This is a genomic window from Brevundimonas sp., assembly GCF_035999125.1.
GTDB lineage: Bacteria > Pseudomonadota > Alphaproteobacteria > Caulobacterales > Caulobacteraceae > Brevundimonas.
Map to the genome: position 1 here is coordinate 100,760 of NZ_DASYGX010000010.1, position 25,835 is coordinate 126,594.

The 25,835-nt window shown below is 68.8% G+C and carries 27 protein-coding genes; 16 read left to right on the forward strand and 11 right to left on the reverse strand.

Features of this window, described 5'->3' with window-relative positions:
* Positions 1-177 precede the first annotated feature (177 nt).
* The 5 genes from metH to VGN45_RS09535 are packed head-to-tail and all read right to left on the reverse strand — an operon-like array spanning position 178 to position 6,500.
* Positions 178-2,844: a methionine synthase gene (metH, locus tag VGN45_RS09515; RefSeq protein WP_327461770.1), complete on the reverse strand. Its 2,667-nt coding sequence runs from the start codon at positions 2,842-2,844 to the stop codon at positions 178-180.
* Complete coding sequence (locus VGN45_RS09520; RefSeq protein ID WP_327461772.1) at positions 2,844-3,533, reverse strand: class I SAM-dependent methyltransferase; 690 nt, start codon at positions 3,531-3,533, stop codon at positions 2,844-2,846. The genes metH and VGN45_RS09520 overlap by 1 nt, the downstream gene beginning before the upstream one ends.
* Positions 3,533-4,597, reverse strand: coding sequence for a homocysteine S-methyltransferase family protein (locus tag VGN45_RS09525; protein WP_327461774.1), 1,065 nt, complete (start codon positions 4,595-4,597; stop codon positions 3,533-3,535). The genes VGN45_RS09520 and VGN45_RS09525 overlap by 1 nt, the downstream gene beginning before the upstream one ends.
* Positions 4,594-5,541 (reverse strand): methylenetetrahydrofolate reductase [NAD(P)H], encoded by a 948-nt coding sequence (metF, locus tag VGN45_RS09530; RefSeq protein WP_327461776.1) that lies wholly within the window; start codon positions 5,539-5,541, stop codon positions 4,594-4,596. Before metF ends, VGN45_RS09525 begins: the two co-directional genes overlap by 4 nt.
* Entirely contained in the window at positions 5,538-6,500 is a 963-nt protein-coding gene (locus VGN45_RS09535; RefSeq protein ID WP_327461778.1) for a metalloregulator ArsR/SmtB family transcription factor, read from the reverse strand. The genes metF and VGN45_RS09535 overlap by 4 nt, the downstream gene beginning before the upstream one ends.
* A 111-nt stretch (positions 6,501-6,611) precedes the next feature.
* On the opposite strand from VGN45_RS09535, the gene VGN45_RS09540 reads away from it, so the two are divergent.
* Positions 6,612-7,145 (forward strand): hypothetical protein, encoded by a 534-nt coding sequence (locus tag VGN45_RS09540; RefSeq protein ID WP_327461780.1) that lies wholly within the window; start codon positions 6,612-6,614, stop codon positions 7,143-7,145.
* Positions 7,146-7,148: 3 nt separating this feature from the next.
* Here VGN45_RS09540 and VGN45_RS09545 read toward each other — a convergent pair whose 3' ends face one another.
* Complete coding sequence (locus tag VGN45_RS09545; protein WP_327461782.1) at positions 7,149-8,075, reverse strand: 2-hydroxyacid dehydrogenase; 927 nt, start codon at positions 8,073-8,075, stop codon at positions 7,149-7,151.
* A gap of 32 nt (positions 8,076-8,107) precedes the next feature.
* On the reverse strand, positions 8,108-9,019 hold the full coding sequence (locus tag VGN45_RS09550; RefSeq protein WP_327461784.1) for a LysR family transcriptional regulator: 912 nt from the start codon (positions 9,017-9,019) through the stop codon (positions 8,108-8,110).
* Between the two features lie 113 nt (positions 9,020-9,132).
* Between VGN45_RS09550 and VGN45_RS09555 the strand changes: the two genes are divergently transcribed.
* Together VGN45_RS09555 and VGN45_RS09560 are read left to right on the forward strand one after the other, a co-directional pair.
* Positions 9,133-9,300: a hypothetical protein gene (locus VGN45_RS09555; RefSeq protein WP_327461786.1), complete on the forward strand. Its 168-nt coding sequence runs from the start codon at positions 9,133-9,135 to the stop codon at positions 9,298-9,300.
* Between the two features lie 3 nt (positions 9,301-9,303).
* A complete protein-coding gene (locus VGN45_RS09560) occupies positions 9,304-11,097 on the forward strand; it encodes a PHA/PHB synthase family protein (protein WP_327461789.1) in 1,794 nt (597 codons plus the stop codon).
* A 131-nt stretch (positions 11,098-11,228) separates the two neighbouring features.
* Here the strand turns inward: VGN45_RS09560 and ettA are convergent, their stop codons facing one another.
* Positions 11,229-12,896, reverse strand: coding sequence for an energy-dependent translational throttle protein EttA (ettA, locus tag VGN45_RS09565; RefSeq protein WP_327461792.1), 1,668 nt, complete (start codon positions 12,894-12,896; stop codon positions 11,229-11,231).
* 147 nt (positions 12,897-13,043) lie between these two features.
* On the opposite strand from ettA, the gene VGN45_RS09570 reads away from it, so the two are divergent.
* The 3 genes from VGN45_RS09570 (at position 13,044) to VGN45_RS09580 (ending at position 15,645) form a co-directional block, all read left to right on the forward strand.
* The gene (locus tag VGN45_RS09570; protein WP_327461794.1) at positions 13,044-13,736 is read left to right on the forward strand and encodes an AraC family transcriptional regulator; all 693 of its coding nucleotides are present in this window, start codon (positions 13,044-13,046) and stop codon (positions 13,734-13,736) included.
* A gap of 65 nt (positions 13,737-13,801) precedes the next feature.
* Complete coding sequence (locus VGN45_RS09575; RefSeq protein WP_327461796.1) at positions 13,802-15,283, forward strand: serine hydrolase domain-containing protein; 1,482 nt, start codon at positions 13,802-13,804, stop codon at positions 15,281-15,283.
* Between the two features lie 116 nt (positions 15,284-15,399).
* Positions 15,400-15,645, forward strand: a complete 246-nt coding sequence (locus tag VGN45_RS09580; protein ID WP_327461798.1) for a hypothetical protein — start codon at positions 15,400-15,402, stop codon at positions 15,643-15,645.
* Here the strand turns inward: VGN45_RS09580 and VGN45_RS09585 are convergent.
* Together VGN45_RS09585 and VGN45_RS09590 are read right to left on the reverse strand one after the other, a co-directional pair.
* Entirely contained in the window at positions 15,637-17,103 is a 1,467-nt protein-coding gene (locus tag VGN45_RS09585; RefSeq protein ID WP_327461800.1) for a UdgX family uracil-DNA binding protein, read from the reverse strand. The genes VGN45_RS09580 and VGN45_RS09585 overlap by 9 nt on opposite strands.
* Entirely contained in the window at positions 17,103-18,344 is a 1,242-nt protein-coding gene (locus VGN45_RS09590) for a putative DNA modification/repair radical SAM protein (RefSeq protein WP_327461802.1), read from the reverse strand. The genes VGN45_RS09585 and VGN45_RS09590 overlap by 1 nt, the downstream gene beginning before the upstream one ends.
* Before the next feature lie 130 nt (positions 18,345-18,474).
* On the opposite strand from VGN45_RS09590, the gene VGN45_RS09595 reads away from it, so the two are divergent.
* Genes VGN45_RS09595 through VGN45_RS09615 form a run of 5 tightly spaced genes read left to right on the forward strand, consistent with a single transcriptional unit; the run spans position 18,475 to position 20,270 of the window.
* Positions 18,475-18,888, forward strand: a complete 414-nt coding sequence (locus tag VGN45_RS09595; protein WP_327461804.1) for an endonuclease domain-containing protein — start codon at positions 18,475-18,477, stop codon at positions 18,886-18,888.
* Positions 18,885-19,337 (forward strand): DNA polymerase III subunit chi, encoded by a 453-nt coding sequence (locus tag VGN45_RS09600; protein ID WP_327461806.1) that lies wholly within the window; start codon positions 18,885-18,887, stop codon positions 19,335-19,337. Before VGN45_RS09595 ends, VGN45_RS09600 begins: the two co-directional genes overlap by 4 nt.
* Positions 19,338-19,342: 5 nt before the next feature.
* A complete protein-coding gene (locus VGN45_RS09605; RefSeq protein ID WP_327461808.1) occupies positions 19,343-19,687 on the forward strand; it encodes a hypothetical protein in 345 nt (114 codons plus the stop codon).
* A gap of 26 nt (positions 19,688-19,713) precedes the next feature.
* Complete coding sequence (locus VGN45_RS09610; RefSeq protein WP_327461810.1) at positions 19,714-20,001, forward strand: I78 family peptidase inhibitor; 288 nt, start codon at positions 19,714-19,716, stop codon at positions 19,999-20,001.
* Positions 19,998-20,270 carry a hemolysin gene (locus tag VGN45_RS09615; protein ID WP_327461812.1) on the forward strand — a complete coding sequence of 91 codons (273 nt, stop codon included), beginning with the start codon at positions 19,998-20,000 and terminating at the stop codon, positions 20,268-20,270. Before VGN45_RS09610 ends, VGN45_RS09615 begins: the two co-directional genes overlap by 4 nt.
* Positions 20,271-20,343: 73 nt before the next feature.
* On the opposite strand, the gene VGN45_RS09620 is transcribed toward VGN45_RS09615, so the two are convergent.
* Positions 20,344-20,766 (reverse strand): VOC family protein, encoded by a 423-nt coding sequence (locus VGN45_RS09620; protein ID WP_327461814.1) that lies wholly within the window; start codon positions 20,764-20,766, stop codon positions 20,344-20,346.
* 52 nt (positions 20,767-20,818) lie between these two features.
* Between VGN45_RS09620 and VGN45_RS09625 the strand changes: the two genes are divergently transcribed.
* The 5 genes from VGN45_RS09625 to VGN45_RS09645 all read left to right on the forward strand — a co-directional run bounded on the left by VGN45_RS09625 (position 20,819) and on the right by VGN45_RS09645 (position 25,556).
* Complete coding sequence (locus tag VGN45_RS09625; protein ID WP_327461816.1) at positions 20,819-22,114, forward strand: replication-associated recombination protein A; 1,296 nt, start codon at positions 20,819-20,821, stop codon at positions 22,112-22,114.
* 180 nt (positions 22,115-22,294) lie between these two features.
* Positions 22,295-23,827 (forward strand): acyl-CoA carboxylase subunit beta, encoded by a 1,533-nt coding sequence (locus VGN45_RS09630; protein ID WP_327461818.1) that lies wholly within the window; start codon positions 22,295-22,297, stop codon positions 23,825-23,827.
* Positions 23,828-23,833: 6 nt separating this feature from the next.
* Positions 23,834-24,745, forward strand: a complete 912-nt coding sequence (locus tag VGN45_RS09635; RefSeq protein ID WP_327461820.1) for a restriction endonuclease — start codon at positions 23,834-23,836, stop codon at positions 24,743-24,745.
* Between the two features lie 77 nt (positions 24,746-24,822).
* Complete coding sequence (locus tag VGN45_RS09640) at positions 24,823-25,119, forward strand: phosphotyrosine protein phosphatase (RefSeq protein ID WP_327461822.1); 297 nt, start codon at positions 24,823-24,825, stop codon at positions 25,117-25,119.
* 161 nt (positions 25,120-25,280) lie between these two features.
* Positions 25,281-25,556: a hypothetical protein gene (locus tag VGN45_RS09645; RefSeq protein WP_327461824.1), complete on the forward strand. Its 276-nt coding sequence runs from the start codon at positions 25,281-25,283 to the stop codon at positions 25,554-25,556.
* The last annotated feature ends 279 nt before the right edge of the window (positions 25,557-25,835 follow it).

The window sequence follows — 25,835 nt, forward strand, 5'->3', positions numbered from 1 at the left end:
CCCCTTGCGGGGGAAGGTGGCTCGCGGAGGGAGACGGATGGGGGGTGAGACACTGGCCTGTCCAATGACCATCGAGCACCGATCTCGTCGTCGCCAGCCACCCCATCCGAGCGCCTTCGGCGCCCTCGCAGGCCGATCGTATACGATCGGCCAAGCACCCCGGCGAGCGGGGAAGGGTCACGCCGCCACGTCCCGCGTCTCCGCTCCCGGCTCATAGTTCAGGATCGGAGCCAGCCACCGCTCCGCCGTCTCCAGGTCCCAGCCCTTGCGGCGGGCATAGTCCTCGACCTGGTCGCGGTCGATCTTGCCAACGCCGAAGTAGTGGCTCTGCGGGTGGCCGAAATAGAGGCCGCTGACCGAGGCGGGCGGTATCATCGCATAGCTCTCGGTCAGGGCCATGCCGGCGTTCCTGCCCGCGTCCAGCAGGCGGAACAGGGGCGCCTTTTCGGTATGGTCCGGCTGGGCCGGATAGCCGGGGGCGGGGCGGATGCCCTGATACTTCTCCTCGATCAGGTCCTGGACCGTCGCCGCCTCGTCGGGCGCATAGCCCCACAGCGTGGTGCGCACCTCCTTGTGCAGCCGCTCGGCGAAGGCCTCGGCCAGGCGGTCGGCTAGGGCCGTCGCCATGATGGCGGAGTAGTCGTCGCCCGCCGCCTTGAACTCGGCCGCCTTCTCCAGCTCGCCATGGCCGGCCGTGACGGCGAAGGCGCCGATCCAGTCGTCGCCGGTGGGCGAGACGAAGTCTGACAGAGCCGAGTTCGGCTTGCCGTTCGACTTGGCGATCTGCTGGCGCAGGGTGTGGAACCGGGCGATCTCGGCTGTGCGCGTTTCGTCCTGGAAGACCACGATGTCGTCGCCGTCGGCGTTGGCGGGCCAGAAGCCGACGACGCCCTTGGCCGTGAACCACCGCTCCTCGACGATGCGCTTAAGCATCGTCTGGGCGTCGCGGAACAGGTCCTGGGCCGCCTCGCCGACGATCTCGTCTTCCAGAATGTGGGGATACCGCCCGATCAGCTCCCAGCTGGCGAAGAAGGGCGTCCAGTCGATGTGGTCGGCCAGATCGGCGAGGTCCCAGGCCTCGAACGCGCGAACGCCGGTGAAGCTGGGCGCTGCGGGTCGCGGCGCGGCCCAGTCGATGGCGACGGGGTTCTTCCTCGCATCGGCGATCGAGGTCCGCGCCTTGACCTCCTGGCCCCGGGCGTATTGCTCGCGGATGCGGATGTATTCGTCGCGCGTGGCGGCCTCGTTCTTGGCCCTCTCGGTCTTGGACAAGAGCCCCGAGACCACGCCGACGGCGCGGCTGGCGTCGACCACATAGGTCGTCGACCCCCGGCGATAGGCCGGCTCGATCTTGACCGCGGTATGGGTCCGGCTGGTGGTCGCCCCGCCGATCAAGAGGGGAATGTCGAAACCCCGCCGTTCCATTTCGCGGGCCACGAACACCATCTCGTCCAGGCTGGGCGTGATCAGGCCGGACAGGCCGATGATGTCGACGTTGTGCGCCTTGGCCTCGTCCAGGATGCGGTCGGCCGGCACCATGACGCCCAGGTCGATGACCTCGTAATTGTTGCACTGCAGGACGACGCCGACGATGTTCTTGCCGATGTCGTGGACGTCGCCCTTGACGGTGGCCATCAGGATCTTGCCGGCGGTGCGCCGCGGCTGGCCGGCCTTCTCCGCCTCCATGAAGGGTTCCAGCCAGGCCACGGCCTGTTTCATCACCCGGGCGGACTTCACCACCTGGGGCAGGAACATCTTGCCCGAGCCGAACAGGTCGCCGACCACGTTCATGCCGTCCATCAAGGGCCCCTCGATGACGTGCAGCGGGCGTTCCGAGGCCAGCCGCGCCTCCTCGGTGTCGGCCTCGATATATTCGGTGATGCCGTGGACCAGGGCGTGCTCGATGCGCCTGGCCACCGGCGCCTGGCGCCAGGTCAGGTCGACGACGCGCGCCGCGCCCTTCTCGCCCTTGTAGCGGGGCGCCAGGTCGACCAGCCGTTCGGTGTTGGAGACGTTGGTCCGCTGCGGCCGGTTGAGGATGACGTCCTCGACCGCCTCTCTCAGCTCCGCATCGACGTCGTCATAGACCGGCAGGTCGCCCGCGTTGACGATGCCCATGTCCATCCCCGCCTGGATGGCGTGGTACAGGAAGACCGAGTGGATCGCGCGCCGCACCGGCTCGTTGCCGCGGAAGCTGAACGACACGTTCGACACACCACCGGACACGCGGGCGTAGGGCAGGGTGGTCTTGATCGCCCGCGTCGCCTCGATGAAGTCGACGGCATAGTTGTCGTGCTCCTCGATCCCCGTCGCCACGGCGAAGATGTTGGGGTCGAAGATGATGTCCTCGGGCGGAAACCCGACCTCGTCGACCAGGATGCGATAGGCGCGGGTGCAGATCTCGATCTTGCGCGCGGCCGTGTCGGCCTGGCCCACCTCGTCGAAGGCCATGACCACGACGGCGGCGCCATAGCGCAGGCATTTGACGGCCTGTTCGCGGAACTCGGCTTCGCCCGCCTTCATGCTGATCGAGTTGACGATCGGCTTGCCCTGGACGCACTTCAACCCCGCCTCGATCACCTCCCATTTCGAGCTGTCGATCATCACCGGCACGCGGGCGATGTCGGGCTCGGCCGCGATCAGGTTCAGGAAGGTCCGCATGGCGACGGCGCCGTCCAGCAGCCCCTCGTCCATGTTGACGTCGATGATCTGGGCGCCCGCCTCGACCTGCTGGCGCGCGACGTCGAGCGCGGCGGCATAGTCGCCCTCGACGATCAGCTTCCGGAACTTGGCCGAGCCGGTGACGTTGGTCCGCTCGCCGACGTTGATGAAGGTGGGACGCATCAGGCGGTCCCCATCCAGCCGCGCCAGGCATGGGCGGCCCAGTAAAGCCGCAAATCCCGGAAACCAGCTTCGGCCAGGAGCTCCGCTTCGCGTTCAGGCGAGATCACATTGACCGTGGTTCGGACGGTGTCGCGCGCCAACCGGATCTGGTCCTCATCGGCCCCTGCGGCGCGCGGGAAGGCGGCGTAGTCGTCCAGCCGCGCCTCGGCGTCTTCGGCGGTCAGGTCGATGCACAGATCCACTACGGCAAAAGGCGCGCCGGGCTTCAATCGCGACCGAATGGCCCGCAAGGCCGCCAGTTTGGAGCCGTCATCGGGCACGAAGTGAAGGGTCAGCAGGCAGGTGGCGGCGTCGAAGGGGCCTTCTGGGGCCTCGGGAATGTAACCCTGATGGAGCTCTACGCGATGGTCGATGCCGCTTGCGACGACCTCCGCTCGCGCCAGGTCCAGCATCGACTCGGACGGATCGACGCCGACGAAGGTCCACGCGGGGCGGTCCTGGGCGAAAGCCTTCAGCTCAAGGCCGCCGCCCGCTCCGAGGACGAGAACGCGCGCATTATCCCTACAGCGAAGGGCCAGCAGGGCGGCCGTGAGACGCTGCATCGCCTCATAACCGGGGCAGAAGCGGCCGGGGCCCTGACGATAGCTCGCGACGTCGTCCGGATTGGAGAAATCAAAGGTCCGGGCCATCACGCCACCATCTCGAACGGCTCGAGCCCCGACAGCCTGAGCGCCACCGGCCGCTCCGGGATCACGCGCGGCGTCACCCCCGCCACGTCCTCGGCCACATGCCGGATGTGCTCCGGCGTCGTGCCGCAGCAGCCGCCGACGATGTTGACCAGGCCACTGCGCGCCCATTCCTCGATGAAGTGGGCCGTCTCGTGCGGCTGCTCGTCGTACTGGCCCATGGCGTTGGGCAGGCCGGCGTTGGGATAGGCCGCGACCAGGGTGTCGGCGACGCGGCTGAGCTCGGCGATGAACGGCCGCATCAGGTCGGCCCCCAGCGCGCAGTTGAAGCCCACTGCGAACGGCTTGGCATGCCGCACGCTGTTCCAGAAGGCCTCGGCCGTCTGACCCGAAAGCGTCCGCCCCGACCGGTCGGTGATGGTGCCCGAGATCCAGATGGGCAGGGGCTCCAGACCTTCGTCCTCCAGGTCCTTGATCGCCTTGATCGCCGCCTTGCCGTTCAGGGTGTCGAAGATGGTCTCGATCAGGAACAGGTCCACGCCGCCTTCATGCAGGGCCCGAGCTTGTTGTTTGTAGGCGTCGTAGACCTGGTCGAAGGTGACGGCGCGATAGCCGGGGTCGTTCACGTCGGGGCTGAGGGACAAGGTGCGATTGGTCGGGCCGATCGCGCCGGCGACGAAGCGGGGTTTGTGCGGCTCCTTCGCGGTCCAGGCGTCCGCGACCCGGCGGGCGAGGCGGGCTCCCTCGAGATTGAGGTCGTGGACCGCGTCTTCCAGCCCATAGTCGGCCTGGGCGATGGTGGTGGAGGAGAAGGTGTTGGTCTCGGTGACGTCCGCGCCGGCGGCCAGATAGAGGTCGTGAATGTCCGCGACGTCGTCGGGCCGGGTCAGGATCAGCAGGTCGTTGTTGCCCTGCTGGGGCAGGGGGTGATCGCGGAAGCGCTGGCCGCGGAACTGGGCCTCCGACAGGCCTAGCCGCTGGATCATCGTGCCCCAGCCGCCGTCCAGCACCAGGATCCGTTCGCGGGCGGCGGCGTGGAGGGCGGTGATCCGGTCAGCCCGCGTCACGCCCGCGCCTCGCGCACGCCCAGCACGCGGCAGATGGCGTAGACCAAGTCGGCGCGGTTCAGGGTGTAGAAGTGGAAGTCCTGGAATCCTTCTTCCTGCAGGCGCGCGCAGGTCTCGGCGGCGACGGAGGCGGCCAGCAGCTTGCGCGTCTCCGGATCGCCGTCCAGGCCGTCGAAATGCGCCTGAAGCCAGTCGGGCACGCTGGCGCCGCAGGTCGCGCTCATGCGCTTCAGCCCGGCGAAATTGGTGACCGGCATTATGCCGGGGATCAGGGGGATGCCGATCCCCGCCGTTCGCACCCGGTCGCGGAAGCGCAGAAAGGCGTCGATGTCGAAGAAGAACTGGGTGATCGCGCGGGTCGCACCCGCGTCGACCTTGGCCTTCAGCACGTCGATGTCGTGGTCGATCGAGGGGCTTTCCGGATGCTTCTCCGGATAGGCGCCGACGGTGATCTCGAAGCCGCCGATCCGCGCGATCGCGGCGGTCAGTTCGGTCGCGTTGGCATGGCCGTCGGCGCGCGGGACGTAGGCGCCGCCGATGCCGGTCGCGCCGGGGGGATCGCCGCGCAGGGCCACGATGTGGCGCACGCCGGCGGCCTTGTAGTCGAGAAGCACCGCGTCGATTTCGGCCCGGGTCGCCTCGACGCACGTCAGATGGGCGGCGGGCTTGAGGTCCGTCTCCGCCAGGATCCGCGCGACGGTGCGGTGCGTCCGCTCGCGCGTGGAGCCGCCGGCGCCATAGGTCACGGACACGAAGTCGGGCTTCAGCGGCGCGAGGCGGGAGACGGCCTTCCACAGACCGGCTTCGGCCTCGTCCGACTTGGGCGGGAAGAACTCGAACGACACGCGGGGGCGGCTGGCGTCGCGGCCGGCACGCGCGACCGGACCCAGCGGCGACAGCAGAAGGGCGCGCGCGTCCGCAAGGCTGAGCGCCGGGGCGCTCATGCCGCCTTGACCTCCCGCACGGCCGCGCGACGGCCGGTCCAGATGCAGACGGTCAGCCCTTCGCGGTCCGGCGGCAGAACCGTGTGCGCGTCGCACTCCAGCCCCGCCTCGGCCAGCCAGCGACGGATTTCGGCGTCGTCGAAGCCCAGGCGTCGGTGTTGGTGTTCGTCGCGAAGATGCTCCAGCGCGTGCGGGGCGAAATCGACGATCAGCAGCCGACCGCCCGGCCGCACCAGCCGTGCCGCCTCGGCCACGGCGGCGGAGGGATCGGTCAGGTAGTGAAGCACCTGGTGGACGACGACCAGGTCGGCGGTCAGGTCGGGCAGGCGCGTGGCGAAGACGTCGCCGTGCCTCAGCTCGACCTTGTCGATGCCCGCCTTCGCGACGTTGGCGCGGGCGATGTTCAGCATGTTCTGGCTGAGATCCAGCCCGATCGCCGTCTTCGCCTTCCTGCCGAGCAGGGTCAGCATGCGCCCAGAGCCGGTGCCGAGGTCCACCAGCCGCTCGAACGGACCCTCTCCGGCCGCCGCCAGGATGGCGTCCTCTACTGCGCTTTCACGCACGTAGAGCGACCGTATGCGGTCCCAACTGGGCGCGATCTGCTCGAAATAGGCTTCGGCGTCGGCCGCGCGTTCGCGGCGCACGGCGTCCAGGCGACGTTGATCGGCCTCGCCGTCGGCGTCGTCCAGCAGGTCCAGCACGGCGTCCATCAGCCGACGCGCGGACGTCTCCGAGGACAGGCGATAATAGACGCGGGCGCCGTCCGGGAAGCGCTCGATCAGGCCGGCGTCGGTCAGCAGCTTCAGATGTCGGCTGACGCGAGGCTGGCTCTGCTCCAGCACGCCGGACAGTTCCATGACCGACAGCTCCTCCGTGGCCAGAAGCGCGAGGATGCGCAGGCGAGTCGGCTCGCCCGCGCCGCGCAAGGCTTCCACAAGCTGGTCGGCCCGATAGGTCATGGCATACATATAAGGATATCCTTATATGATTATGCAAGCGCAAATCGGAGAGGTGGCCTTGATCCGGACGCGCGCCGGGGCGACGGTCGAGCGTCGCCATGTGGAGCCACCATGTCCCGTCCCCTTGTCCTCGTCCTGATCTTCGCGCTCGCCGCCTGTTCTTCCCCGACGGCGAGCGATGCCGGAGGCACGGAAGATCAGGCGACCGCGGCTACGCCCGGCGCCGCTCCTCCTGAGCCTGAGGGCGTCGTCGTCGCGGGCGGATCTGCACCGAACGCACCCGGCGCCACCCCGCCGGAGCCGGCCCAGGATCCCGCTCCCAGGCCTCAGGGCATCCCCGCCGATCCCGACCGGCCCGTGGGCCCCGTCGTCACCGAGACGCCGAAGGGCGGTCTGACGCTGGCTGAGTTTCAGGACTCGATGGTGGAGCGCGTGATGCGCCTGGACGCCGACGGCGACGGCGCGCTGAGCCGAGAGGAGGTCGCAGCGGGCGGCGACGGCGCGCGGATGATCGGCATGGCGGATTCCGACCGCGACGGCCGCGTGACGCCGGCCGAAATCCGCGCCGGGGCCGGCTTCATGTTCCGTCAGATGGATCAGAACCGCGACGGCCGGGTCACCGAGGACGAACGCCCGCAGCGTTGACGTTCAAGGGGCCGGCGTCACCGGCGGGAGGCCGTTCAGCACGGCGTCGAGGTTTTGAAGCAGCAGGCCCAGCATGGCCTGCACCGCCTGCGTGGTGGCCCCGCCCGTGTGCGGCGTCAGCACGGTGTTGGGCACGTCGGCCCAGCGCGCGGCGTCGGTCGGCTCGGTCTCGAACACGTCCAGCGCGGCCCCGCCCAGTCGGCCTGACTTCAGCGCCGCGATCAGGGCGTTTTCGTCCACCACCTGACCGCGTGAGACGTTGACCAGCAGGCCGTCGGCGCCCAGCGCCTGCATCACCTCAACCGAGATCAGGCCGCGGTTCGTCTCGTCGGCCCGGCAGGCGACGACCAGGACCTCGCTGGCCTTGGCCAGATCGATCAGGCTTTCGGCGCGCTGCCAGGGCGCGTCTTTCGGCCGGGGCCCCCACCATTGCGGGACCATGCGCAACGCCTCGCCGCGCCGGGCGACGGCCTCGCCGATGGCGCCCAGGCCGACGATCCCCAGCCTCAACCCGCCCAACGACCGCGTGATCGTCTTCGACTGCGGCGTCCAGCGCCCGGCGCGAACGTCGGCGTCGCCCGAGGCGATCCTGCGGTGGGCGGCCAGGATCAAGCCGATCGCGTGATCCGCCACGTCCTCGTGGTTCACTCCCGGCGCATGCGTGACCTCCAACCCGCGCGCCCGGCACCACGCCGGATCGATGCCGTCATAGCCGGCGGTGAAGCAGGCGACGTGGCGCAGCTTCGGCAATCGCTCGATCAGGCCGGGATCCAGTGGAAACTCGCCGGCGACCACGACGGCCTCGATCAGCGCCTCGGCCTCGACCGGCGGCCCCTCCCACAGGCGATGGACGTCGTAGGCGCTTTCGAGGAACGGCGCGATCGGCCCCAGATGCGGCTGGACGATCAGGACGGCGGGGCGGCTGGACATGGCCGAATGATAGGCCGGTCGTGCGCGCGGCGTCAGCCCTCAGGCTTGCCGAGGAAGGCGGGGCGGTCGGCGCGCACCGCTTCGACGATGATCGACATGACGGCGCGGATGCGGGCCAGCGCCTTCAGATCGGCATGGACCACCAGCCACAGGCTGCGCTCCAGCCCGACGTCGCGCGGCAGCACGCGGCGCAGACCCGGCTCGCGTCGGGCGATGAAGTCGGGCAGGACGCACAGGCCCGCGCCGGCCAGCGTCGCCTGCATCTGGGCGATCAGGTTGGAGCTCTGCAGCACCACATGGATGTCCACGTCCGGCGCCTGCATGTAGTCCAGCTCGGGCGCGTACAGCAGGTCGCCGATGTAGCCGACGAACCGGTGCCCGGCCATGTCCGCGCGCGTGCGGACCGGCGGCCGCGCGTCGAGATAGGACGGGGCGGCGTAGAGGCCCAGGCCGTAGTCGGTCAGTTTCCGCGACACCAGCCGGCCCTCGCGCGGGGGACTGAGGGTGATCGCCACGTCGGCCTCGCGCTTGGACAGGCTGACGACGCCGGGGATGGCGACCAGCTGGATCTCCAGCTCCGGGTGCCGCTCGGCCAGCTTCACCATCAGGGGGGCGAGGAAGTAGCTGCCGAAGCCCTCGGGTGCGCCGATGCGGACCGCGCCGGTCAGGGCCTGATCCGCCTCGCCCACTTGTCCGGCGGCGCGCAGCGTCAGGCTTTCGATCTGTTCGGCGTGAGGCAGGAGGCGCTCGCCATGGACGGTCAGGGCGTATCCCTGGGGGCTGCGGTCGAACAGTCGGGCGCTCAGAGCCGCCTCCAGCGCCGCGATCCGTCGCGCCACCGTCGTGTGGTCCGCGCCCAGCCGGGCGGCGGCGGCCGTGAGCCGGCCCGTGCGGGCGACGGCGAGGAAGGGGCGCAGATCGTTCCAATTGAAGTCGTCGGCCACGGCGCTCACCTGTGCAAAAACGCACAATGAAAGCGCGGATCATGGCATCGTATCGGCGAAAAAGCCATGACATAAGCCGGGCCAACAGAGTTCACCCAACCGGGACTGCCGCCATGGCCTTCGACGCCGCCGACTTCCGCCCCGCCGCCCCGATCGTCGCCCCCGGCGCGGCGCCTTGCCCCGTCTGGACCGCCGCGAACCCCGACCGGGCGCTGGCGTTCCTGTTCGTGGCGCCGCAGGACTGCGACGCCGTCGACGTTCTGACCGCGCTGGAGGCCTGATCCGTGACCGACGCGCGCCGTGAGCCGCCGCTGATGATCCCGCCGGACCCGGAGGTCGTGGCGGAGGCCCTGACCGGCCTGATGTTCAGCGCCGCCGCCGCCGTGCGCGCCACGACGCACAAGGCGCTGTCGGCCGAACCCCTGCCCTATGATCCGACCACGATCGCCCGCGCCTGGATCGACTTCAACACCGCGGTGATGACCAGCCCGGCGGCCCTGATGCAGGCCCAGATGCAGGGTTGGCAGGACTGGACCGCCCTGTGGCGCGGCTTCGGCGAGCGCATGATGGGCGGAACCCCGGAGCCGGTCGCGGCGCCCGAACGCGGCGACCGCCGCTTCTCCGATCCGGCCTGGACCGAAGAGCCGGTCTACGACTGGCTGAAGCAGGCCTATCTGCTGTCGGCGAAGCGGATGCAGGACTTCGTCGCCGCCGCCCCGGTCGACGAGGCCACCCGCGCCCAGGTCGACTTCGCCGGGCGTCAGCTGATGAACGCCCTGTCGCCGGCCAACTTCGCCCATACCAACCCTCAGGTCTCCCGCCGCACGATCGAGAGCGGCGGCCTCAGCCTGCTGACGGGCCTGACCAACCTTCTGGACGACGTGACCCGCGGCGACGGCCTGATCGCGCGCCGCGCGCCGAACGACTTCGAACTGGGCACGAACATCGCCGCCACTCCGGGCGCCGTGATCTTCCGCAATGAGCTGCTGGAGCTGATCCAGTACGCGCCGACGACGGAGCAGGTGTTCCGTCGCCCGCTGCTGTTCATCCCGCCGCTGGTCAACAAATACTACCTCTTCGACCTGACGCCCAAGGCCAGCTATCTGAAATGGCTGGTGGATCAGGGGCACACCGTGTTCGTCGTGTCCTGGGCCAACCCCGACGCGAGCCAGGCCGACAAGGGGCTGACCGCCTACGTCAAGGACGGCGTGATCGCGGCCATGGACGCGGTGGCCAAGGCGACGGGCGAGGCCGACGTGGACCTCGTGTCCTACTGCCTGGGCGGCACCCTGTCGGCCATGACGCTGGCGTATCTGGCGCAGACGGGGCAGGGCGACCGCGTGGCTTCGGCCACCCTGATCGCGGCGCTGGTCGACTTCCGCGACATGGGCGAATGGTCGGTGTTCACCGGCCAGGGCGACCTGAACGCCTTCGACCGTTATCTGGACAGGAAGGGCTTCGTCGAGGCCCACGACCTGACCAAGCTGTTCGCCACCGTGCGCGCCAACGACCTGATATGGTCGTCGGTGGTGACCCACTATCTGCTGGGCGACGAGGCGCGGGCCTCGGACCTGCTGTGGTGGTTCGACGACGGCGCCCGCATCCCCGCGCGGTTCCTGAAAGAGTACGGGCGTGAGATCCTGGCCGGCAACCGGCTGAAAGAGGCCGGCGGCGTGACGATCGACGGCGTCGCGCTGGACCTGTCGAAGATCGAGACGCCCGTGATGTTGATCGCGCTGAAGGACGACCACGTTTCGGCGTGGAAATCGACCTATGCCCAGCGCGCGCACTTCGGCGGCCCGACCCGCTTCCTGATGGGCGGCTCGGGCCACAACGCCGGCATGATCAATCCGCCGGCCGCCAACAAGCACGGCTACTGGACCAACGCGGAAGCCCCCGCCGACCCCGAGGCCTGGCTGGCCGGCGCGACCAAGCACGACGGCTCCTGGTGGCCGGAATGGCAGGGCTGGCTGCAGGAGATGGCCGCCGACGAGCAGGTCAAGGCGCGCAAGCCCGGCTCGGGCATGCTGAAGGCCTTGACGGCGGCGCCCGGCGACTATGTGCGGGTCAGGCACTAGGGTCAGAAGGAGCGCGGACCTCCAGGTCCGCGAAAGCGGCGATCGCGCAAGACGCGGACGTGGACGTCCGCGCTCCAAAACAAAAGGGCGGCAGGATCACCTGCCGCCCTTTGCGTCTGCAAGTCGAAGGCTTACCGCGCGAACTTCTGGAACTTGATCCGGTGCGGGATCAGGCTGTCGGCGCCGAGGCGACGCTTCTTGTCCTCCTCGTAGGCCTCGAAGTTGCCTTCGAACCACTCCACGTGGCTGTCGCCCTCGAAGGCCAGGATGTGGGTGGCCAGCCGGTCCAGGAACCAGCGGTCGTGGCTGATCACCACGGCGCAGCCGGCGAATTCCTCCAGCGCTTCTTCCAGGTTCTGCAGCGTTTCGATGTCCAGGTCGTTGGTCGGTTCGTCGAGCAGGATCAGGTTGCCGCCGGTCGCCAGGGTCTTGGCCAGGTGCACGCGGTTGCGCTCGCCGCCCGACAGCTGGCCGACCTTCTTCTGCTGGTCGCCGCCCTTGAAGTTGAAGCTGCCGACATAGGCGCGGGTGTTGATTTCGCGCTTGCCGACCATCATCACGTCGGTGCCGCCGCTGATCGCCTGCCAGATGGTCTCGTCCGGTTTGAGGTCGTCGCGCGACTGGTCGACGTAGGCCAGCTTGACCGTCTCGCCGACGCGGATCTTGCCGGCGTCGGGCTGTTCCTGGCCGGTGATCATCCGAAACAGGGTCGACTTGCCGGCGCCGTTCGGCCCGATCACGCCGACGATGCCGTTGGGCGGCAGCTTGAACGTCAGGTCCTTGAACAGCAGCTTGTCGCCATAGGACTTCTCCAGCCCCTCGACCTCCAGCACCACATTGCCCAGACGCGGGCCGGGCGGAATCTGGATGACGGCGTGGGTCTGGGCCTGACGGCTGTTCTCCTGCTCGGCCACCATGCGCTCATAGGCGGCCAGACGGGCCTTGGACTTGGCCTGACGCGCCTTGGCGCCGGACCGCACCCATTCCAGTTCGCGGGTAAGCGCCCGCTGACGGGCCTCGGATTCCGACTGCTCCTGCACCACGCGCTTGGTCTTGGCCTCCAGCCAGCTGGAATAGTTGCCCTCGTGCGGGTGGCCCTTGCCGCGGTCCAGCTCCAGCGTCCACTTGGTCACCAGATCAAGGAAATAGCGGTCGTGGGTGACCAGGATGACGCAGCCGGGAAACGCCTCCAGGTGGTGCTGCAGCCAGGCGACGCTCTCGGCGTCCAGGTGGTTGGTCGGCTCGTCCAGCAGCAGCATGTCGGGCTTGCTGAGCAGAAGCCGGGCCAGCGCCACGCGGCGTTTCTCGCCGCCCGACAGGTTTGTCGTCGCCCAGTCGTCGGGCGGACAGCGCAGGGCGTCCATCGCCATCTCGATGCGGCTGTCGATGTCCCAGACGTCGCCGGCGTCGATCTTCTCCTGGAGGGCGGTCATCTCCTCCATCAGCTCGTCGGTGTAGTTCTCCGCCATCTCGGCGGCGACGGCGTTGAAGCGGTTGACCCACTGCTTCTCCTCGCACCAGGCCTCGACGTTCTCCCGGACGGTCAGGCCGTCGTCGAGGTGCGGCTCCTGCTCCAGATAGCCGCGCTTGACCCCGTCGGCGGCCTTGGCCTCGCCCTGAAACTCGTGGTCCAGCCCGGCCATGATCTTCAGCAGGGTCGATTTGCCCGAGCCGTTGACGCCGACGACGCCGATCTTGGCGTCGTTGTAGAAGCTCAGCCAGATGTTCTCGAAGATCTTCTTGCCGCCGGGAAAGGCCTTGGTCAGGCCCTGCATCTGGAAAATGTATTGCTGCGCCATGGGGAGCGTTCAGCCCTGTCGTCTGGAGTGTGGGGAGGTCGGCGCGGGATGTAGCGACTGGGGCGCAGAAGGGCAAATGAGGCGGGCCGGGGGCGGTGCATCCATTCGCGCCCGTCGCGGCCTCTTGGGATCGTCAGGGAGCCGCGCATGCCGATCACAGTCACCCTTCGAACCGCCGGATCCGATCGATGGGTGCTGAGCCATTATGACGCCGGCGAGGCCTGTCGGGCGCATCGCCATGCGGGGCTGCAGACGTCCTGGATGATCGCCGGGGACTATGCCGAGGACAGCGAGGCGGGACGGATCGAGGCGTCCGGCCCGACGCTCAGCGTCAAGCCCGCGGGCTTCGAGCACGCCAACGTCTTCGGCCCCGCCGGGGCGCTGGTGCTGTCGTGGAACCGGGACGGACGGGGGGAGACGTCCTATGGCGTGCGGGCGTGTTCGGACGGGCAGATCGACGACCTGCGCCGGTCGCACGATCCGTCGGTCATCGGCATGCTTCCGGTCCCCGCCCGCCGCGCTCCCTCGGTCTGGGTTCGGCACGCACGCGATCGCCTGCTGGCCTCGGCGGACGGAACTGCGACCCTGGCGCGGGGCGTGGGGACCCATCCCGCCAGCCTGGCCCGCGCCTTCCGTCGTGAGTTCGGGACCACGCCGGCGCGGCTGAGGGACCACCGTCGTCTCGCGCGCGTGCTGGGCGACCTGGTGCGGACCGACCTGCCGCTGGCCGACGTCGCGGCGCTCCACGGCTACAGCGATCAGGCGCACATGACGCGGCGCGTCGGCGCGGCCGCGGGATGGTCGCCGGCGGTCCTCCGTCGACTGTTTCGGCAAGGCTGAATTCGTTCAAGACCCGGCCGTGCGGCGCGCGCAGAAAGACGACGACGCCAACCCCGGACCCTCTCATGACCGCTCGCCTGACCGCTTTCGTCTTCGCTCTCGCCGCCCTGTCCGCCCCCGCCGCCGCGGTCGCCCAGCAGGCCGATCCTCGCGCCGCCCGGGCAGAGGCCTTCATCGCTCGCAGCCTGGACCGGCTGGACGTCGTGCCGGGCGTGGCCGTCGGGGTCGTCGTCGGCGACGAGATCGTGTTGCTGACCGGGCGGGGCGTCGAGGACGTCCGAACGGGCGCCCCCGTCGACGCCGACACGCGCTTCTACATCGCCTCGGCGACCAAGCCGATCACGGCCCTGGCCCTGGCGGCGATGGCCGGGCGCGGCGAACTGGATCTGGACGCGCCGGCGGCGACCTGGGCCGGCGATCTGCTGCCGGCCGAGATCGCGTCAAGGATCAGCCTGCGCGACCTGCTGAGCCATAGGGCGGGCGTGGAGAACGGGCCTCTGACGTTCCGGCTCGCCTATTCTGGCGATCATGACGACCCGACGCGGCGACGCCTGCTGGGCGTCACGCGCGCGGACCCCGAAACCCCCAGGGGCCAGTTCCGCTACTCCAACGTCGGGTACAACCTCGCCACTGGCCTGCTGGAGGCGGAGCGCGGCCTGGACTGGCGCGACATGGTCGGCCGCGAGGTGCTGACGCCGCTAGGCATGGCCTCGACCTCGGCCACAGTAACCCCCGACGGCGCCGTCGGTCACCTGGGCCATTTGCCCGGCGGCCCCGCGCCCAGCCCGCTGCAGAAGGCCGACGCCACCATGCACTCCGCCGGCGGCCTAATGTCCTCGGCGCGCGACATGACCGCCTTTCTGGAGGTGCAGCTGACCGACGGCATGCTGGACGGACGACGCGTCCTTCCGGAAAGCCTGATCGCCTCGACCCACGTCATGCTGGTCGAGAAGGCGGAGACGTTCGGTCCCTATCGGCGGGAAGGCTATGCGCTGGGCTGGCGCGTGGGCCGCTTCGGCGACGATCTGCTGCTGCACCACTTCGGCAACTTCGGCGGCTCGCGGGCCCATGTGTCGTTCATGCCCGAGCGGGGCATCGGCGTGGTCGTGCTGATCAACGAGGACGCCGTGGCCGGCGGCTTCGCCGACATCCTGGCCAACTATCTCTACGACGTCTGGCGCGACGTGCCGGACGTGGACGCGACCTACGACGCCCAGATCGACGCCCTGGCGACGCGGATCGAGGGCCTGCGTCCCCGCATCACCGCCGACCTGGAGGCCCGTCGCGCCCGGCCGTGGCTGATGAGCCGCCCCCTAGAGGACCTGGCCGGCGTCTACGAGAACCCGGACATGGGGCGCATGGAGATCGTGGTGCGCGAGGGAGAGGTGACCGTGCGTATCGCCGTCCTGTCGGCCGTGGCCGAAGCCTTCAACCAGCCGGACAGCCTGCGCGTCGAGCTGATCCCCCTGCAGGGCCAGGTGATCACCTTCGACGGCCCGAACCGGCTGACCTACGATGGGGCGGAGTTCGTTCGGGTCGCACGCTGAAACATCGAATGCAATCCAACGGGGATCGAGGTTGAAGCGAAGTGTTTTCAGGATACTGCCGGGCGGATTAGGGTGGGTGCATGAGTTGGGCGCGATACCAGCATTTTCACTGGAAGATGTTCCGCCTCCTGACGCGCGTCGTGCTGTGGTTGTGGCTCCTCATCGGCGGGCTTGGCTTGCTTGCGGCCGCCTTCGCTCCACGACAGGAACATCGTCTGGCGACGATGCTGGTTTTCGGGGCAGGGGCGGCGATCGGAGGCGGCGGACTGCTGATCCGGCGCTATGTCGGAAGGCTCGTGAGGTTCTCGCAGGGACGACATGCGGTCCTGTCGTCGGGCGAGAAGCCTGACTCATCACAGTAACGACCGCGCCGTCCGCAGATCCTCGACGAACCGCGCCTGCTCGGCCGCCGCGGCGGCCTTGTCGGGGATGCGGAGCAGATAGCTGGGGTGGACGGTCAGCAGGGCGGTCGACCCGTCTTCCAGCGCGATCGGGCGGCCGCGTTCCTTCGTCACCGCGACCTTGCGACCCAGCACGCCATAGGCGGCGGTGGCGCCCAGGGTCACGATCAGTCTCGGCTTCACGATCGAACGCTCGGCGTCCAGCCACCAGCGGCAGGCCTGAACCTCGCTGGTCGTGGGCGTCTGGTGGAGGCGGCGCTTGCCGCGCGGCTCGTGCTTGAAATGCTTCACCGCATTGGTGACGAAGGCGTGCGTGCGGTCGATCTCCGCCTCGGCCATGGCCGCGTTCAGCACCTGACCGGCCGGACCGACGAAGGGCTCGCCGGCCAGATCCTCTTGATCTCCCGGCTGCTCGCCGACGATCATCAGCTCCGCCCGCGCGGGCCCGCGGCCGCACACGCCCTGGGTCGCGTCGCGCCACAGGGGGCAGCGGCGGCAGCCCTGCACAGCGCGGTCCAGCATCTCCAGCGTCCCGGGCGGCGGCGCGTCCTGCGCGGCGCGCTCCACCGCCGGCGCGACGGCGTGGATCAGTTTGGGGTTCGGCGGGGTGGCGGGGGCGGCGACCATCTCTCTTTCCCGAACCTCCGCCTGCGCCACCAGTTCCGGGATCAGCGACGCCTCCGGCAGGTTGGCCCAGTACCGTTTGGGCATCTCGCCCTGCATGGTCTTCGTCTTCAGCCGCGCCGGGTTGAAGGTTGAGGCGTAGTAGGTCTTCCAGAACTCCTCGATCTCGTCTTCCTGCGGGGCCATGTCGCGCGTGGCGGGCGGGCCGAACGCCAATTCACCCGTCGTCCTTCCCGCGGAGGCGGGAACCCAGTCGGCGGTGCCGTCGGGCGTCAGGATGGTCCAGCGCATGGTGGTGAAGCGGCGCTGGAAGAAGGGCGCGGTCTTCTCCAGCACCCGATGCGCCGGTTCGAACCAGGCGATCCAGCGCTCGCCCGTCTCGTCCTCGACCTGCCGGAAGCGCACGAAGGCCTTCATCTTGTGGCTGGCCCGGCTGACGTTCTTCGCCCGCTCCATCGCGTCGGCCACGTCGCGGTCGGACACCACCTTCAGCAGGTCGCGCTCGGTTTGAAGACGCCACAACAGACGGTACAGCAGGTCGAAGCGATCCTCCGACCGATGCAGGGCGACTTCGGCGCCGAGGCCGAGGAAGGTCCGGGGGACGGTCAGGAAGACTTCGGTCCGCTTCCCATGGCTTTCAACGGAAGGGGCGGGAGGAGGCGCGTCGAACAATCCGCCTTGCTCCCCCACCCGAAACCGCGCCGTCTGCGGTTCCACACTCGCCCGCAGCAGACCGCGCGCCGCGTCGCGCCAGGCGGCGAAGTCCGTTTCGGACGTCAGGCGCACGGTCCGCATCAGAACAGGCTCAGCTGCTCCGGCGCGCGGGCCGGGGCCAGGCGCGTCTTCAGATCGACCGCGTCGGTCAGCCCGCCGGGCGTCCAGTCCAGCGTCGTGATGAAGGGCCGCACCTTGTCGATGCCGTGCGTCAGCCGCTGCACATCCTCCAGCCTGAGCGTCCGATATCGCCGCACGGAGATCATCCGGTTGACCGACTTCACCCCCAGCCCCGGCACGCGCAACAGCATCTCCCGGTCGGCCACGTTCACATCCACGGGAAACTTGTCCCGGTTCGCCAGCGCCCAGGCCAGCTTGGGATCGACCGCCAGATCCAGCATGCCGTCCGCCGACGCCGAGGCGATCTCGGGCGCCGAGAAGCCGTAGAACCGCATCAGCCAGTCCGCCTGGTACAGCCGATGCTCGCGCATCAGCGGCGGCTTCGACGGGGGCAGGGCGGACGAGGAATCCGGAATGGGGCTGAAGGCGGAATAGTAGACGCGGCGCAGGCCGTAGCCGCCGTACAGCGACGCCGAGCGATCCAGGATCTCCGCGTCCGGCGCACCGTCGGCGCCGATGATCAGCTGGGTCGACTGGCCGGCGGGGGCGAAGCGCGGCGGCCGCTTGCGATCCTTCTTCCCGCCCTTCGCCTCCTCGACCTTCAGCCGCACGCGCCCCATGGCCTGTTTGATCACGCCCGCGTCCTTCTGCGGCGCCAGCCGCTCCAGCGCCTCGTCGCGCGGCAGTTCGACGTTGGCCGACAGGCGGTCGGCGTAGAGACCGGCCTGCTCGACCAGCGCCGGATCGGCTTCGGGGATTAGCTTCAGGTGGATGTAGCCGCGGAAGTCGTGGTCCTCGCGCAGGCTTCGGGCCACGCGCACCATCTCCTCCATCGTGTGGTTCGACGACTTCACGATGCCGGACGAGAGGAACAGCCCTTCGATGTAGTTCCGGCGATAGAAGTTCAGCGTCAGGTCCACGACCTCCTGCACGCTGAAGCGCGCGCGCGGCACGTTCGAGCTGGTGCGATTGATGCAGTAGGCGCAGTCGAAGATGCAGAAGTTCGTGAGCAGGATCTTCAGCAGCGACACGCACCGCCCGTCCGGCGTGTAGGCGTGACAGATGCCCATGCCCTCGGTGGACCCCACGCCCTTGCCGCCCACCGAGTTCCGCTTGCTCGTTCCCGACGACGCGCAGCTGGCGTCGTACTTCGCGGCATCGGCAAGGATTTCCAGCTTCTTCCGCAGATCGAGACGCGCCATGTGTTCTTGATATGTTCCGTTCGTGGGGTATGCAAGCGTCACGGTTCCTTCCCCCCTCGCGGGGGAAGGTGGCTCGCGGAGCGAGACGGATGGGGGGCGAACCACCGCCGTCCGAATGGGAGATGCGCAGATGGCCCTTCATCACGACCGCGCGCACGCGACGGCGCGTCTCCTTCGAAAAGCGCCGACCATCCCCGAGCGGAACCTGTGGACCCTGATCCGCAACCGCCAGGTCGCGAACCTGAGATTCCGCCGACAGCACCCGATCGGACCCTACGTCGTCGACTTCTGCTGCCTGCGGGCGAAGCTGATCGTCGAACTCGATGGCGGCGTGCACGATCTGCGCGAGGCGGAAGATGCGCTCGCGACGACTGGCTTCGCGGGCTCGGGTTCGTCATTCTGCGGTTCACCAACGCGGCTTTCTCGTCGAGACCGCACATCGTTCTGGATGCCATTAGAGATCATGCCGCCAACACCGGTGGAATCACCCCCCATCCGACCCGCTCCGCGGCCCACCTTCCCCCGCAAGGGGGGAAGGAAGTGACTGCGGAAATCTGGTTCTACCACCTCGAACGGTCCAGCCTGGAGCAGGTCCTGCCCGGGCTGCTGGAGAAGGCGCGCGAGCGGGGGTGGAAGGCGCTGGTGCGGGTCGGCTCGCCCGACAGGCTGGACGCGGTGGACCGCGATCTGTGGACCTGGAGGGACGACGCCTTCCTGGCCCACGGGCGCGCCGACCGGCCGCATGCGGAGCGGCAGCCCATCCTTCTGTCGCAATCGGGAGAGAACCTGAACGGCGCTCAGGCGCTGTTCATTCTGGACGGCGCAGAGCTTGGCCGCACGGAAGGGTACGAAAGATGCTTCATCCTGTTCGACGGACGCGACGACCTGGCCGTGCAGGCCGAGCGCGACCGCTGGAAGGCGCTGAAGGGGCAGGGGGCCGCTCTGGCCTATTGGAAGCAGTCGCCGGAGGGCGCCTGGCAAAAGGCGGCCTGATCGCGTTGGGCCTCGCCTTGGCGGCCTGCGCCGGGGGCGACGCGCCGACCTCGAACACCTTCCGCCCCGTGGGCGTGGAGCCGGAGGTCGTCACCTCCGCCATTCCCGTGGACGACCTGACGCCCGCGTCCGCCGCCGCCGTGCCCGGGGCCGGCACGGACCAGTGCGGGGCCGGCGATCTTCAATGGCTGGTCGGCCGCGACCGCAGCGAGATTCCGGTGCCGGTGAACCCCTATGGTCGCCGCGTCACCTGCACGACCTGCGCGGTGACCGAGGATTATTCGCCGACGCGCCTGAACATCTTCTTCGACCAGGACTCCAACAAGGTGCAGACCGTCCGCTGCGGCTGACCGTCCCCCTCAAGAAAGGAACGCCCATGATCCGTTTCGCCCTTCTGGCCCCGATGGGGCTTCTCGCCCTGGCCGCCTGCGCCCCGATGGAAGGCGCCGAGCCCGGCATGCCCGAGGCCGGCGGCACGTGCCCGGCAGCCAAGTATGAGTCGTACGTCGGCCGCAACCAGTCGACCCTGCCGGCGGCCGCGCCGGGCGAGGTGCGGCGCGTGGTCTGCGACACCTGCGCCGTGACGATGGATTACAACGCCAGCCGCGTGAACGTGATCTTCGACACCGAAACCAACATCGTCGAGAAGGTCACCTGCGGATGAGATCGCTCGCCCTGATCGCCGCGGCAGGCTTGGCCGTGGCCGCCTGCGCCCCGATGCCGGGGGACGGCGTCGCCAGCCCGCAGCAGTGCGACGCCGACGACGCCCGCTCGCTGATCGGCAGCCACGTCGGCGCGGTGACCTTCCCGGCGGACAAGAACGTGCGGATCGTCTGCACGACCTGTCCGACGACCAGGGACTATCGTCCCGACCGGCTGAACGTCCGCTTCGATCAGGAGACGGGCATCATCCAGCAGGTCGACTGCGGGTAGCCCAAGGGAGCGCGGACCTCCAGGTCCGCGACGTTCGCCGCAACCTGACGCGGACGTGGACGTCCGCGCTCCATCAGCCCCCTCCGCGCAGGATGGGCGCCGCGATCGACCAGGTGTGGCCGAAGGGATCCGTGACGCGGCCGTAGCGGTCGCCCCAGAACTGGTCGGCCAGCGGCATGGTCGGCACGCAGCCCGCCGCCAGCGCCCGTTCCCACCAGAAGTCGGCGTCGTCGACCTGCAGGTGCAGCACCACGCCCTTCGGCTCCACGTCGACCGGATTGCCGTATTCCGGAAACTCGTCCGACAGCATGACCAGGCCGCCGTTGATCACCAGCCGGCTGTGCATCAGCCGCTCCCCGTCCTCGGCCAGGTTGCGGAACTGCTCCTCGGCGCCGAAGGCCGCGCGATAGAACTCCACCGCCGCCTGTCCTCCGCGCGAGGGGATGGTCAGATAGGGCGTCACCCCGCCGGGCTGGATCAGGTTCGGATCGGTCATGCCTCCAATATGAGGCCTCGCCGCACGGGGGCCTAGGGCCTATCTGACCTTCATGTCCGACCTGTTCGAAGCCTCCGGCGTCCATCCGCCCGATGCGCCCCTCGCCGAGCGCCTGCGCCCGCGCGGCCTGGAAGAGGTGGTGGGCCAGGATCATCTGCTGGGGCCGGGCGGACCCATCCGGCGCATGGTCGAGGCGGGTCGCCTTGGTTCCATGATCCTGTGGGGGCCGCCGGGCACGGGCAAGACCACCATCGCCCGCCTGCTGGCGCAGGCCGCGGGCTACCAGTTCCAGTCGCTCAGCGCCGTCTTCTCCGGCGTCGCCGACCTGAGGAAGGCGTTCGAGACCGCGCGCGGCCGCCGCGCCGCCGGCCAGTCGACCCTGCTGTTCGTCGACGAGATCCACCGCTTCAACCGCGCCCAGCAGGACGGCTTTCTGCCGTTCGTGGAGGAGGGGATCGTCACCCTGGTCGGCGCCACGACCGAGAATCCGTCGTTCGAGCTGAACGGCGCGCTCCTGTCTCGCAGCCAGGTCTACGTCCTGAAAAGACTGGACGATCCGGCTTTGGATCAACTGTTGACTCGCGCCGAGGCGGCCGAGGCCCGCGCCCTGCCGCTGACGCCGGAAGCCCGTCAGGCCCTGCTGGCGCTGGCCGACGGCGACGGCCGCTATCTGCTGACCATGGCCGAGGTGCTGTTCGCCCTGCCGGACGCAGAGCCGCTGGACGTGCAGGCCCTGGCCGGGACCCTGCAACGCCGCGCGCCGGCCTACGACAAAAGTCGAGAAGAGCACTACAACCTCATATCCGCGCTGCACAAATCGGTTCGCGGCTCCGACCCCGACGCGGCGCTCTACTGGCTGGCCCGCATGCTGAACGGGGGCGAGGATCCGCTGTATCTGGCGCGCCGCATCGTGCGGATGGCGGTGGAGGACGTCGGCCAGGCCGACCCGCTCAGCCTGCTGGTCGCCAACGCGGCCAAGGACACCTACGACTTCCTCGGCTCGCCCGAGGGCGAGCTGGCCCTGGCCCAGGCCGTCGTCCACCTGGCCACGGCGCCCAAGTCCGTCGCGGTCTACAAGGCCTATGGCGCGGCGAAGAAGGCGGCGCACGAGACCGGCTCCCTGATGCCGCCCGCCAACATCCGCAACGCGCCCACGAAGCTTCTCAAAGAGCTGGGCTACGGCAAGGGCTACCAGTACGACCCGGACGCCGAGGACGGCTTCTCCGGCGCCAACTACTTCCCCGAAGGCATGGACCGCCGCACCTTCTACGACCCGCCCGGCGAGGGCCACGAGGCGAAGGTGAGGGAGCGGCTGGAGCGCTGGGCGGAACTAAGGGCGAAGCGCTGATCCTTCCCCGCTTGCCGGGGAAGGTGGGCCGCAGCGCGGCTCGGATGGGGTGGCTGTTTCAGACACGCTGAACGTTCGACGGTTGGCCTGATTTCGCCAGCCACCCCATCCGTCTCGCTCCGCGAGCCACCTTCCCCGGCGAGCGGGGAAGGGATATCGAACCCGCAAGGGAGTCACTTCATGCAATCCATCCTCGAACAGCTCGAAGCCCGTCGCGCGGCGGCCCGTCTCGGCGGCGGCCAGAAGCGGATCGAGGCGCAGCACGCCAAGGGCAAGCTGACGGCGCGCGAGCGGATCGAGGTGCTGCTGGACGAGGGCAGCTTCGAAGAGACCGACATGTTCGTGGAGCACCGCAGCCACGAGTTCGGTATGGACAAGCAGCGCATCCCCGGCGACGGCGTGGTGACGGGCCGCGGCACCATCGGCGGGCGGCTGGTCTACGTCTTCTCCAAGGACTTCACCGTCTTCGGCGGCTCCCTGTCGGGGGCGCACGCGGCCAAGATCGTCAAGATCCAGAAGATGGCCCTGACCAACGGCGCGCCGATCATCGGCATCTTCGACGCCGGCGGCGCCCGCATCCAGGAGGGGGTCGAGAGCCTCGCCGGCTATGCCGACATCTTCCTGCAGAACACCCTGGCGAGCGGGGTCGTCCCGCAGATCAGCGTCATCATGGGGCCCTGCGCGGGCGGCGACGTCTATTCCCCGGCGCTGACGGACTTCATCTTCATGGTGAAGGACACGTCCTACATGTACGTGACCGGCCCCGACGTGGTGAAGACCGTCACCAACGAGGTCGTGACGCACGAGGAGCTGGGCGGCGCCCGCGTCCATGCCGGCAAGTCGGGCGTCGCCGACGGCGCCTTCGAGAACGATCTGGAGGCCCTGTCGGAGGTCCGTCGCCTGATCGGCTTCCTGCCCCAGTCGAACCGCGAGAAGCCGCCGGTGCGCGACAGCTATGACGACCCTGAGCGGGACGAGGCGTCGCTGGACACCCTGGTCCCCGCCAATCCGAACCAGCCCTACGACATGAAGGAGCTGATCCTGAAGACGGTCGACGAGGCCGAGTTCTTCGAGATCGGCGCCGACTATGCGAAGAACATCGTCACCGGCTTCGGCCGCCTGGACGGCCAGTCGGTCGGCGTCGTCGCCAACCAGCCCCAGACCCTGGCCGGCGTGCTGGACATCGACTCCAGCCGCAAGGCCGCCCGCTTCGTCCGCTTCTGCGACGCCTTCGACATCCCGGTGGTGACCTTCGTCGACGTGCCGGGCTTCATGCCGGGGACGAAGCAGGAGTACGGCGGCCTGATCAAGCACGGCGCCAAGCTGCTGTTCGCCTATGCCGAGGCCACGGTGCCCAAGCTGACCGTCATCACGCGCAAGGCCTATGGCGGCGCCTATGACGTCATGAGCTCCAAACACCTGCGCGGCGACGTCAACTACGCCTGGCCCACCGCCGAGATCGCCGTCATGGGGGCGAAAGGCGCGGTCGAGATCATCTTCCGCAAGGAGGCCGGCGACCCGGAAGCCTTGGCCGCCCGCGAGGCCGAATACAAGGACCGCTTCGCCAACCCCTTCGTGGCGGCGAAGCTCGGCTACATCGACGACGTCATCATGCCCCACGGCACGCGGCGGCGGCTGATCCGGGCGCTACGCACGCTGAAGGGCAAGGTGGCGGAGAACCCGTGGAAGAAGCACGACAACATTCCGTTGTGAGGCCACGTGAGCATCCCTGATTTCCAAACGCTGATGCTGCCAGTCCTGCGAAAGGCCGCAGACGGTGAAGTCAGTATCCAGACGGTCATCGAGAGCCTTGCAGAGGATTTCGGCCTGACCGATGAGGAGCGGGCCGAGCTGCTGCCCTCCGGCCGTCAAACCACGTTCGCAAACCGCGCTCACTGGGCCAAAAGTTACTTGGGCAAGGCCGGATTAGTTGCGCTCACCAAGCGAAGCCACTTCATGATCACCGATCGCGGGCGGAGCGTGCTAGCTGATCCGCCCAAGCGCATAGACATCCCATATCTGCGCCGCTTCGAAGGCTTCGATGCCTTCAGGTTTCCACCGGACATTCAGCCAAAGGCCCAAGCCGACGCTGAGATGGCAGCCAGCGAACTGGCTCCGGATGAGGTCATGCGGCAGGCTCGCGATCAGCTTGAAACGGACTTGGGTGTCGAACTCCTGAGCCGCATCCAGTCAGCGCCACCGGCCTTCTTTGAGCGGGTGGTCGTGCAGCTTCTGACTGCCATGGGGTATGGGGGCTCGCGGGCTCGTGCTGGTCGGGCACTTGGTCGTAGCGGCGACGGCGGCGTGGATGGCGTGATTGATGAGGACGCCTTGGGTCTGGACCGCATCTACGTTCAGGCAAAGCGCTACGCTGATGGCAACCCGGTGGGGCCCGGTGAGATCCGGGATTTCTTCGGCGCACTCGATCAGTTCAAAGCTGGGAAGGGGCTATTCGTAACGACGTCGTCTTTCACGTCCTCAGCCGTGAAGACGGTCGAGGGGCTTAGCAAGCGGATCGTGCTGATTGACGGCGCACGCCTGACGCGCCTCATGATCGACTACGGCGTAGGGTGCCGGATCGAAGATACCCTGCATGTGAAGAAGCTCGACGACGAGTTTTTCGAGTTCTGACCAACCTCCTCTTCCTCTGCGCCCGCAACCGCCTCCGCTCGCCCACGGCGGAGCACGTCTTCGCCGATCGGCCGGGGGTGGAGACGGCGTCCGCCGGCCTGGCGCCCGACGCCGACGTGCCGGTCGATCCCGAGATGCTGGAGTGGGCGGACCTGATCTTCGTCATGGAGGCGGCGCACAAGGCCAGGCTCCAGCGCCGCTTCCGCCCCCACCTGAAGCGCGCCCGCGTGATCGTCCTGGGCATCCCCGACGACTACGCCTTCATGCAGCCGGAGCTGGTGGCCCTGCTGGAGAAGAAGGTGGGGCGGTTTCTTCCTTCTCCCCTTGGGGGAGAAGGTGGGCGGCGGAGCCGCTCGGATGAGGGGTCGGTCTGACCCGACCTCGGTCGACGGTGAGCGGCTCGGCAGCCCCCTCATCCGTCTCGCTCCGCGAGCCACCTTCTCCCCCGAGGGGAGAAGGAAGAACGACCGGGGAACCCCTCCGCCTCCCCCTCATTGTCTCCTGCGACCCCCAGTCCCTCGCAGGAGACCTCCCCATGACCGACGCGACCCGTTTCGACGAGACCGAGACCACCCTGATCCCGGCGACCGAAGGCCAGTACGGCACGGTGGACGACGGTCTGCGTCTGGACCCGGCCGCGCCCGCGCGCCCCTCGTTGCGCGAGACGGTGAAGACCGACCTGTCCGCCGCGCGCCAGCAGGCCCGCCGGCGCGCGATCGCCGCGCGTCAGGCGGTGGTCGATGACCCGCTGCGCTCGGCCTTCACGGCGCTGGGCGTCGGCGTCCTCATCGGCATGCTGCTGCGCCGCTGAGGCTGCGGCCGCATCGTCCAATGCGTCGGTTTCGGGCGACAAGTCGTCACGACTTCTTCCGCCTTCTCCCGCCCTTTCAACGTCCTGCGCTTTTTCAGCGGCGACTTTCCGACGTCGGTTCGGGGCTGCGGCAGCATTCGGGGGTTCCGTCGCGGGGGAGGGCGCAAGGCCTTGCGAGCTTGTCGCGGCGGGAGCGGTTCGAGCGGGGGCTGCGTCGGGAACTCCTATGTTCCTGAGCGGCCGGTGCTTCGGCCCTGACGGGCGTTCCGCGGTCCTCCT

Coding starts and splice junctions, on each gene's coding strand:
- VGN45_RS09580 (WP_327461798.1), top strand. CDS start 15,400: ATGTTCCGCCTCCTGACGCGCGTCGTGCTGTGGTTGTGGCTCCTCATC.
- VGN45_RS09555 (WP_327461786.1), top strand. CDS start 9,133: ATGGCCTTCGACGCCGCCGACTTCCGCCCCGCCGCCCCGATCGTCGCC.
- ettA (WP_327461792.1), bottom strand. CDS start 12,896: ATGGCGCAGCAATACATTTTCCAGATGCAGGGCCTGACCAAGGCCTTT.
- VGN45_RS09630 (WP_327461818.1), top strand. CDS start 22,295: ATGCAATCCATCCTCGAACAGCTCGAAGCCCGTCGCGCGGCGGCCCGT.
- VGN45_RS09540 (WP_327461780.1), top strand. CDS start 6,612: ATGTCCCGTCCCCTTGTCCTCGTCCTGATCTTCGCGCTCGCCGCCTGT.
- VGN45_RS09590 (WP_327461802.1), bottom strand. CDS start 18,344: ATGGCGCGTCTCGATCTGCGGAAGAAGCTGGAAATCCTTGCCGATGCC.
- VGN45_RS09535 (WP_327461778.1), bottom strand. CDS start 6,500: ATGACCTATCGGGCCGACCAGCTTGTGGAAGCCTTGCGCGGCGCGGGC.
- VGN45_RS09645 (WP_327461824.1), top strand. CDS start 25,281: ATGACCGACGCGACCCGTTTCGACGAGACCGAGACCACCCTGATCCCG.
- metF (WP_327461776.1), bottom strand. CDS start 5,541: ATGAGCGCCCCGGCGCTCAGCCTTGCGGACGCGCGCGCCCTTCTGCTG.
- VGN45_RS09610 (WP_327461810.1), top strand. CDS start 19,714: ATGATCCGTTTCGCCCTTCTGGCCCCGATGGGGCTTCTCGCCCTGGCC.
- VGN45_RS09595 (WP_327461804.1), top strand. CDS start 18,475: ATGGCCCTTCATCACGACCGCGCGCACGCGACGGCGCGTCTCCTTCGA.
- metH (WP_327461770.1), bottom strand. CDS start 2,844: ATGCGTCCCACCTTCATCAACGTCGGCGAGCGGACCAACGTCACCGGC.
- VGN45_RS09625 (WP_327461816.1), top strand. CDS start 20,819: ATGTCCGACCTGTTCGAAGCCTCCGGCGTCCATCCGCCCGATGCGCCC.
- VGN45_RS09615 (WP_327461812.1), top strand. CDS start 19,998: ATGAGATCGCTCGCCCTGATCGCCGCGGCAGGCTTGGCCGTGGCCGCC.
- VGN45_RS09570 (WP_327461794.1), top strand. CDS start 13,044: ATGCCGATCACAGTCACCCTTCGAACCGCCGGATCCGATCGATGGGTG.
- VGN45_RS09585 (WP_327461800.1), bottom strand. CDS start 17,103: ATGCGGACCGTGCGCCTGACGTCCGAAACGGACTTCGCCGCCTGGCGC.
- VGN45_RS09545 (WP_327461782.1), bottom strand. CDS start 8,075: ATGTCCAGCCGCCCCGCCGTCCTGATCGTCCAGCCGCATCTGGGGCCG.
- VGN45_RS09575 (WP_327461796.1), top strand. CDS start 13,802: ATGACCGCTCGCCTGACCGCTTTCGTCTTCGCTCTCGCCGCCCTGTCC.
- VGN45_RS09620 (WP_327461814.1), bottom strand. CDS start 20,766: ATGACCGATCCGAACCTGATCCAGCCCGGCGGGGTGACGCCCTATCTG.
- VGN45_RS09520 (WP_327461772.1), bottom strand. CDS start 3,533: ATGGCCCGGACCTTTGATTTCTCCAATCCGGACGACGTCGCGAGCTAT.